At 71.5% G+C, this 7,371-nt stretch carries 5 protein-coding genes; 3 read left to right on the top strand and 2 right to left on the bottom strand.

The features are described from left to right. Positions 1–205 precede the first annotated feature (205 nt). The gene (gene fbaA / locus QL983_RS08005) at positions 206–1,228 is read left to right on the top strand and encodes a class II fructose-bisphosphate aldolase (RefSeq protein ID WP_020626750.1); all 1,023 of its coding nucleotides are present in this window, start codon (positions 206–208) and stop codon (positions 1,226–1,228) included. A gap of 59 nt (positions 1,229–1,287) precedes the next feature. Here fbaA and QL983_RS08000 read toward each other — a convergent pair whose 3' ends face one another. Beyond that, the gene (locus QL983_RS08000) at positions 1,288–2,754 is read right to left on the bottom strand and encodes a helix-turn-helix domain-containing protein (protein WP_134416814.1); all 1,467 of its coding nucleotides are present in this window, start codon (positions 2,752–2,754) and stop codon (positions 1,288–1,290) included. A gap of 268 nt (positions 2,755–3,022) precedes the next feature. Here QL983_RS08000 and aceA point away from each other — a divergent pair, with 268 nt between their 5' ends. Then, positions 3,023–4,330: an isocitrate lyase gene (gene aceA / locus QL983_RS07995; RefSeq protein WP_129043255.1), complete on the top strand. Its 1,308-nt coding sequence runs from the start codon at positions 3,023–3,025 to the stop codon at positions 4,328–4,330. A 33-nt stretch (positions 4,331–4,363) separates the two neighbouring features. Beyond that, a complete protein-coding gene (gene aceB / locus QL983_RS07990) occupies positions 4,364–6,127 on the top strand; it encodes a malate synthase A (protein WP_134416813.1) in 1,764 nt (587 codons plus the stop codon). A 66-nt stretch (positions 6,128–6,193) separates the two neighbouring features. Here aceB and QL983_RS07985 read toward each other — a convergent pair. Further along, a partial coding sequence (locus QL983_RS07985; protein ID WP_290152204.1) for a hypothetical protein occupies positions 6,194–7,371 on the bottom strand: 1,178 nt, incomplete at its 5' end.

The raw sequence follows: 7,371 nt of genomic DNA, 5'->3' as shown, positions 1-7,371 counted from the left end.
GGGGGCCATGGCGGTCTCCGGTCTCTCGGATGCGAATGTGACGCCGCTCACCCTAGGCAAACGGCGGGGTCGTGCCCAGGCCGGCGTCGCCGTCGGGTCCGGGACCCTGGGGCGGGTCCGGCCGCGCGGATAGGATGTGCCCGAGGGTGTCGCGCTCGCCGCGCTCCCCCGCCTGCCCGAGTCGACGACGCCTAGGAGCTGCAGCATGCCCATCGCATCCCCGGAGAAGTACGCCGAGATGATCGACGCCGCCAAGAACGGCGCCTTCGCCTTCCCGGCGATCAACGTCACCAGCTCCCAGACCCTGAACGCCGCCATCCGCGGCTTCGCCGAGGCCGGCTCGGACGGCATCGTCCAGGTCTCCACCGGCGGCGCCGCCTACTTCTCCGGCTCCTCCGTGAAGGACATGGTCGCCGGCTCGCTGGCCTTCGCCGCGTTCGCGCGCGAGGTCGCCAAGAAGTACTCCGTGAACATCGCCCTGCACACGGACCACTGCCCCCAGGACAAGCTCGAGGGCTTCGTCCTGCCCCTGCTGGACGCCTCGGAGGCCGAGGTGAAGGCCGGGCGCGACCCGATCTTCAACTCCCACATGTGGGACGGCTCCGCCGAGACCCTCGAGGAGAACCTGCGGATCGGCCGCGAGCTGCTCGCGCGCACCCACGCCAACAAGCAGATCCTCGAGGTGGAGATCGGCGTCGTGGGCGGCGAGGAGGACGGCGTGGCCCACGAGATCAACGAGAAGCTCTACACCACCGTCCAGGACGGCATCGCCACGGTGGAGGCCCTCGGCCTCGGCGAGCACGGTCGCTACCTCACCGCGCTGACCTTCGGCAACGTGCACGGCGTCTACAAGCCGGGCAACGTGAAGCTGCGCCCGGAGATCCTGCAGGAGATCCAGCAGGCCGTGGGCGAGAAGTTCGGCAAGGAGCGCCCGTTCGACCTCGTGTTCCACGGCGGCTCCGGCTCCGCCGCCCAGGAGATCGCCGACTCGGTGGAGTACGGCGTCGTGAAGATGAACGTGGACACGGACACCCAGTACGCGTTCACCCGCCCGGTGGCCGGGCACATGTTCGAGAACTACGACGGCGTCCTGAAGGTCGACGGCGAGGTCGGCGACAAGAAGCAGTACGACCCCCGCGTGTGGGGCGCCAAGGCCGAGGAGGCCATGGCCGCCCGCGTGGTCCAGGCCTGCACCGAGCTGAACTCGGCCGGCAAGAGCATCGGCTGACCCCGCCGTCCGCCGCGCCGGCCCGCACCCTCGCGTGAGGGTGCGGGCCGGCGTCGTCCTCAGCCCTCCCGCTCCTCCTGGGCCTGGAGGAACTCGAAGACCTCGCGCTCGTCCACACCGGGGAAGGTCTGCGTGGGCATGGCCGCCAGCAGATGCGCGTGCATGCGGGCCGCGGGCCACACGTGCCCGCCCCACGCGGCCTCGAGCTCGGGGTCGGGGCGGCGGCAGCAGCGCGGATCCGGGCACGTGGAGGTGACCCGGTGGCGGGTGTCCGCGCCGCGGAAGTACCGGGCATGCTCGAACGGGGTGCCCACGGAGAGGGCGAACAGTCCGTCGGGGCCGTTCTCGATCATCGAGGTGCACCAGAACGTCCCGTTGGGCGAGTCCGTGTACTGGGCGTGGGCGCGGAACCGGTCGTTGCGGGAGAACGCCTGCCGTGCGCCCCACTTCCGGCACGCCTGCTGGCCCTCGATCGCACCGGTGTGGTCGGCGGGGAACACGATCCCGTCATTCTCGTAGGCCTTGTGGATCACCCCGGTCTCGTGGACCTTCTGGAAGTGGCAGCGGATGCCCAGGTCCACGGTGGCCAGGTTGGTGAACCGGTGCGCGGCGGCCTCGTAGGAGACGCCGAACGCGTCCTTCAGGTCGTCCACGGACAGGTCCCGGCGCTTCTGGGCGGCCCGCAGCAGCGACGACGCCGCCCGCTGCGGCATGAGCAGCGCGCCCGCCAGGTAGTTCACCGCCACACGCTGGGCGAGGAAGTCCTCGTAGTCCCGCGGCTCGCCGTGGCCCAGGACGGCGGCGGCGAGGGCCTGGAGCACCACGGTGCGGCGGTCATGGTCTGAGGAGCGGGAGCCGCTGATGTGGATGCGCCCGTGCTTGAGGTCCGTGACGGAGCGCGTGGAGTGCGGCAGGTCCGGGACGAAGCGCAGGGTGAAGCCGAGGTGCTCGGCCAGCTCCGAGACCGCGTGCAGGCCCAGCGGCCCGCCCGTGTGGCCGATCGCGTCGAGCAGCCGATGCGCCTCGGCCTCGAGGTCGGGGTAGTGGTTGTCCACCGCGCGCATCTGGGCGCGCAGCTGGGCGTTGGCGCGGCGCGCCTCCTCGGGGGTGGCGGCCTGCTCCTCCAGGCGACGGCGCAGCTCGGCCTCCAACCCCGCGATCACCTCGAGGACCTCGGTGGGGGTGCGGGGCCCGATGCGCAGCGGCGGCAGGCCGAGGGAGGCGTAGTGCTCCGAGCGCGCGAACCGTTCGACCTCGATCTCCAGTTCGGCCCGCCGGGTGGGGGCCCGGCCGGTGAGCAGGTCCTCGACCGGCACGCCCAAAACCTCGGCGATCCGCTGGACCAGCGAGAGCCGCGGCTCGCGGCGGGCGTTCTCCACGAGGGACAGGTGCGAGCCGCTCACTCCCGTGCGCTCCGCGAGCTGGTCCAGGGTGAGGCCGGCCTGCTTGCGCAGGTGCCGAACGCGGCGGCCCAGCGCGACGGCGTCCACGGTCGCGCTGTCCTCGGGAAGCGGGCGGGTCATCATGCGCGGAACTGTAGACGGAACCGGGGAGGAGATCACGTGTTTCGGAAAGAAAGTCACATTCTTGACAAGCGGGGGGCCGTTGCCGTGATCCAGGCCACATGGGGGCGCAAGGACCGTCACGTTCTGACCCAGTGGCAGGAACAGCCGGAGTTTCCACCGATTTTGTGCTCCAGAGGGCCTTGCCCGGGGCCAAGGTGGATGTCAACGGCAGCGACGGACACGTCGCACCGAACCCTTCACGAACCGGACCGATCCTCAGGAGGACGTCATGACCACCCAGCCCCACCACTCCACTCCCGCCTCCGCCGAACAGCTCCAGCACGACTGGGACAACAACCCCCGCTGGGCCGGCGTCGAGCGCAGCTTCACCGCCGAGGACGTCGTCCGTCTCCGCGGCCGCATCCAGGAGGAGCACACGCTGGCCCGCCGCGGCGCCGAGAAGCTGTGGACCCAGCTGAAGGACGAGAACGCCCGCGGTGAGTTCACCAACGCCCTCGGCGCCCTCACCGGCAACCAGGCCGTCCAGCAGGTCAAGGCCGGGCTGCGCGCCATCTACCTCTCCGGCTGGCAGGTCGCCGCGGACGCCAACCTCTCCGGCCACACGTACCCGGACCAGTCCCTGTACCCGGCCAACTCCGTGCCGCAGGTGGTGCGCCGCATCAACAACGCCCTGCTGCGCGCGGACCAGATCGAGCACGCCGAGGGCGTCAGCAGCGTCGAGGACTGGCTCGTGCCGATCGTGGCCGACGCCGAGGCCGGCTTCGGCGGCCCGCTCAACGCCTACGAGCTCATGAAGTCGATGATCACCGCCGGCGCCTCCGGTGTGCACTGGGAGGACCAGCTGGCCTCCGAGAAGAAGTGCGGCCACCTCGGCGGCAAGGTGCTCATCCCCACCGGCCAGCACATCCGCACGCTCAACGCCGCCCGCCTGGCCGCCGACGTCGCCGACGTGCCCAGCGTGATCATCGCCCGCACTGATGCCGAGGCGGCCACCCTGATCACCTCGGACGTGGACGAGCGCGACGCCGAGTTCATCACCGGTGAGCGCACCGCGGAGGGCTTCTACAAGGTCCGCAACGGCGTCGAGCCCTGCATCGCCCGCGCCAAGGCCTACGCCCCCCACTCGGACCTGATCTGGATGGAGACCGGCACCCCGGACCTCGAGCTGGCCCGGAAGTTCGCCGAGGCCGTCAAGGCCGAGTTCCCGGACCAGATGCTGGCCTACAACTGCTCGCCGTCGTTCAACTGGAAGAAGAACCTCGACGACGACACCATCGCCAAGTTCCAGCGCGAGCTGGGCGCCATGGGCTACACCTTCCAGTTCATCACGCTGGCCGGCTTCCACGCCCTGAACCACTCGATGTTCGACCTGGCCAAGGGATACAACGAGCGCCAGATGTCCGCGTACGTCGAGCTGCAGGAGCGCGAGTTCGCCGACGAGGCCCGCGGCTACACCGCGACCAAGCACCAGCGCGAGGTCGGCACCGGCTACTTCGACGCCGTGTCCACCGCCATCAACCCGGACAGCTCCACGGTGGCCCTGGCGGGCTCCACGGAGTCCGGCCAGTTCCACTGATCCGCTCAGCCGAGACCGCGAGGAGGCAGTCCCATGAGCCCGCAGACCACGACCCCCACCCTGCACGAGATCCATGCCGACGACGTTCGGGAGCACACGCCCCTGCCGCATGACGTGAGCACCCAGGCCATCCCCGTCGTCATCCCCGAGGGCGCCGCCCCCGTGGTGACCGTCCACGGGCCGGTCGACGGGCGGCAGGCCGAGATCCTCACGGACGAGGCGCTGGCGTTCCTCGGCCGCCTGCACCGGCTGGCCGAGGACCGCCGCCGGCGGCTGCTCGAGGAGCGGGAGTACACCCAGCGCCGCATCACCGACGGATGGAACCCGCACTACCTGCGGTCCACCCGCCGGGTCCGCGAGGACGACTCCTGGCGTGTGGCGCCGCTGGCCCCCGGCCTGCAGGACCGCCGCGTGGAGATCACCGGCCCCGTGGATCGGAAGATGACGATCAACGCCCTCAACTCGGGCGCCTCGGGCTGGCTCGCCGACTTCGAGGACTCCTCGACGCCGTCCTGGGACCGGATGCTGGACGGGCAGGTCAACCTGTTCGACGCGATCCGCGACCAGATCGACTTCACCTCCCCCGAGGGCAAGGAGTACCGGCTGCGCGAGCGCGAGCTCACGGACCGGCCGACCATCATCGTCCGCCCGCGCGGCTGGCACCTCATCGAGGACCACATCCGTGTGGACGGCGAGCCGATGGCCGGCGCCCTCGTGGACTTCGGCCTGTACTTCTTCCACAACGCCCACGAGCTGATCCGCCGCGGCCACGGCCCGTACTTCTACCTGCCCAAGCTCGAGTCCCATCTCGAGGCGCGGCTGTGGAACTGCGTGTTCGTGGCGGCGCAGGACGAGCTGGGCATCCCCCAGGGCACCATCCGGGCCACCGTGCTGATCGAGACGATCACCGCGGCGTTCCAGATGGAGGAGATCCTGTACCAGCTGCGCAACCACGCCGCGGGCCTCAACGCCGGCCGCTGGGACTACATCTTCTCCATCATCAAGAACTTCCGGGACCGCGGGGCCGAGTTCGTCCTCCCGGACCGCTCGGAGGTGACCATGACCCAGCCGATGATGCGGGCCTACACGGAGCAGCTGGTCCGGGCCTGCCACCGGCGCGGCGCCTCGGCGATCGGCGGCATGTCCGCCGTGATCCCGGACCGCCGGAACGAGGAGGCCAACGCCGCCGCGCTGGAGAAGGTGCGCGCGGACAAGGCCCGCGAGGCCGGCGACGGCTTCGACGGCTCGTGGGTGGCGCACCCGGACCTCGTGCCGGTCGCCCGGGAGGAGTTCGACGCCGTGCTCGGCGAGGCCCCGAACCAGATCCGCACCCGCCGTCGCGAGGACGTGGAGCCGGACGAGGCCGCCCTGCTCGACGTCGCCGCGACCACGGGCTCGGTGACCGAGGCCGGCGTGCGGATGAACATCGAGGTCGGGATCCGCTACATCGAGTCCTGGCTGCGGGGGAACGGCGCCGCCGCGATCCACGGACTCATGGAGGACGCCGCCACGGCGGAGATCTCCCGGTCCCAGATCTGGCAGTGGGCCCACAACGGCACCGGTGTGCAGCTGACCGAGGGCGGCGTGCGGACCGCCAACCGCGGCTGGATGGAGCAGCTGATCCGCGAGGAGCACGCTCGGATCCTCGCCGGCCCGCTGCCCGAGGGCCACCGGTTCGAGGACGCGGTGCGCGTGTTCTGCGAGTCGGCCCTGCCGCCGGAGTACCCGGCGTTCCTCACCCTGGGCGCGTACCGCCGGCACTTCGCCAGTCAGGACGACGCCGCGGCGAAGGCCTGATCCGCCGGGCCCCACGACGACGGCCGGTCACCTCACGAGGTGACCGGCCGTCGTCGTGCCGGGACGTCAGTCCCCGGACGTGGAGGGGGACGGCGAGGCCGAGGCCGAGGCCGACTTCGTCGGTGACGGGCTGGCCGACGCCGAGGCGGACGCCTCCGCGGCCCGCTGGGATTCGGCGGCCTCCCGCGCGGCGCCCTGGAACGGCCGCGGCGGCTGGCCGGGGGCCACGGGGCCGGGGGCGCCCTCGGGGCGGTCGATCGTGGACTGGTTGTTCAGCAGCTCGTCGGGCACGCGGCCGGTGGGGATCTCCCGGGCCTGGGCCAGGGTCTCCTCGTCCATCTGCGCGTTCAGGAAGAACGGCGAGCTGAGCTTGATGACCTCCTGGAAGTCCCCGGCGTCCTTCAGCACGGTGTCCGCGAGGTGGTCGCGGGTCTCGGTGACGAGGGTGGTGCTCTGCGCGACCGGCGAGTTCTTCACCTGGGTGAGGCCGCCGTTGGCGTCGCCGAAGCCCTCCATGGAGCCCATGGTCACGGAGACCATCTCGCTGCCGTCCTCGGAGCAGGCCCACGCGGTGCGCTGGGGCAGCAGGGGGGCGCCGTCCTGGCCGCCGACCATGCCGGGGCGCAGCAGGGCGAGCAGCCCCTTGCCGGTCTTCGGGTCGAACGTGTACTCGTCCGCCACGGCGGCGGGCTCCTCCTGGCACCACTCCAGGCGGGAGCCGTCGAGGTTGTGCTGGTAGTGGACCTGCGCCAGGGGCATGCCGGGGCTGTACTCGAAGTAGCCGTTGTAGACGCAGGTGAGGAACTCGTGGGTCTCGTCCTGCGAGGCGAACAGCTGCACGATCTCGATGTTCGAGCTGTCCGGGATGTGCGTGGCGACGGCGTCCAGGGTGCGCTGGTCCAGGACGTCGCGCGTGCAGTCCATCACGGAGACGGTGTCGTTGCGGACCGCGGCCGTGTTCTTCCAGGCCTCGGTGGCGGCGCCGTCCTTGATGCCCGGGCCGACGGTCTCGAACGCCTGACGCGGCTCGGCGCGCGGGGTGCCCTCGGCGGACTCCGACGCGAGGGCCTCACGGACGCGGGACGCCGCGGCGGACGCGGGGTCGGTGGGGCTCTCCGTGGCCGAGCCGGCCGCGGCCGAGGCCGCCGATCCGCTGGGCGCCGCGGCGGTCGACGAGGCGGGCTCACCGGACTGGCCGGCCGAGCCGCAGCCGGCCAGGGCGAGGGCGAGGGCGGCGACGCCGA

This window comes from Micrococcus sp. APC 4021, from assembly GCF_030407635.1.
GTDB classification, from domain to species: domain Bacteria; phylum Actinomycetota; class Actinomycetes; order Actinomycetales; family Micrococcaceae; genus Micrococcus; species Micrococcus luteus.
The sequence above is the reverse complement of the archived record's forward strand: the minus strand, read 5'-3'. Positions and strand labels throughout refer to the sequence as shown.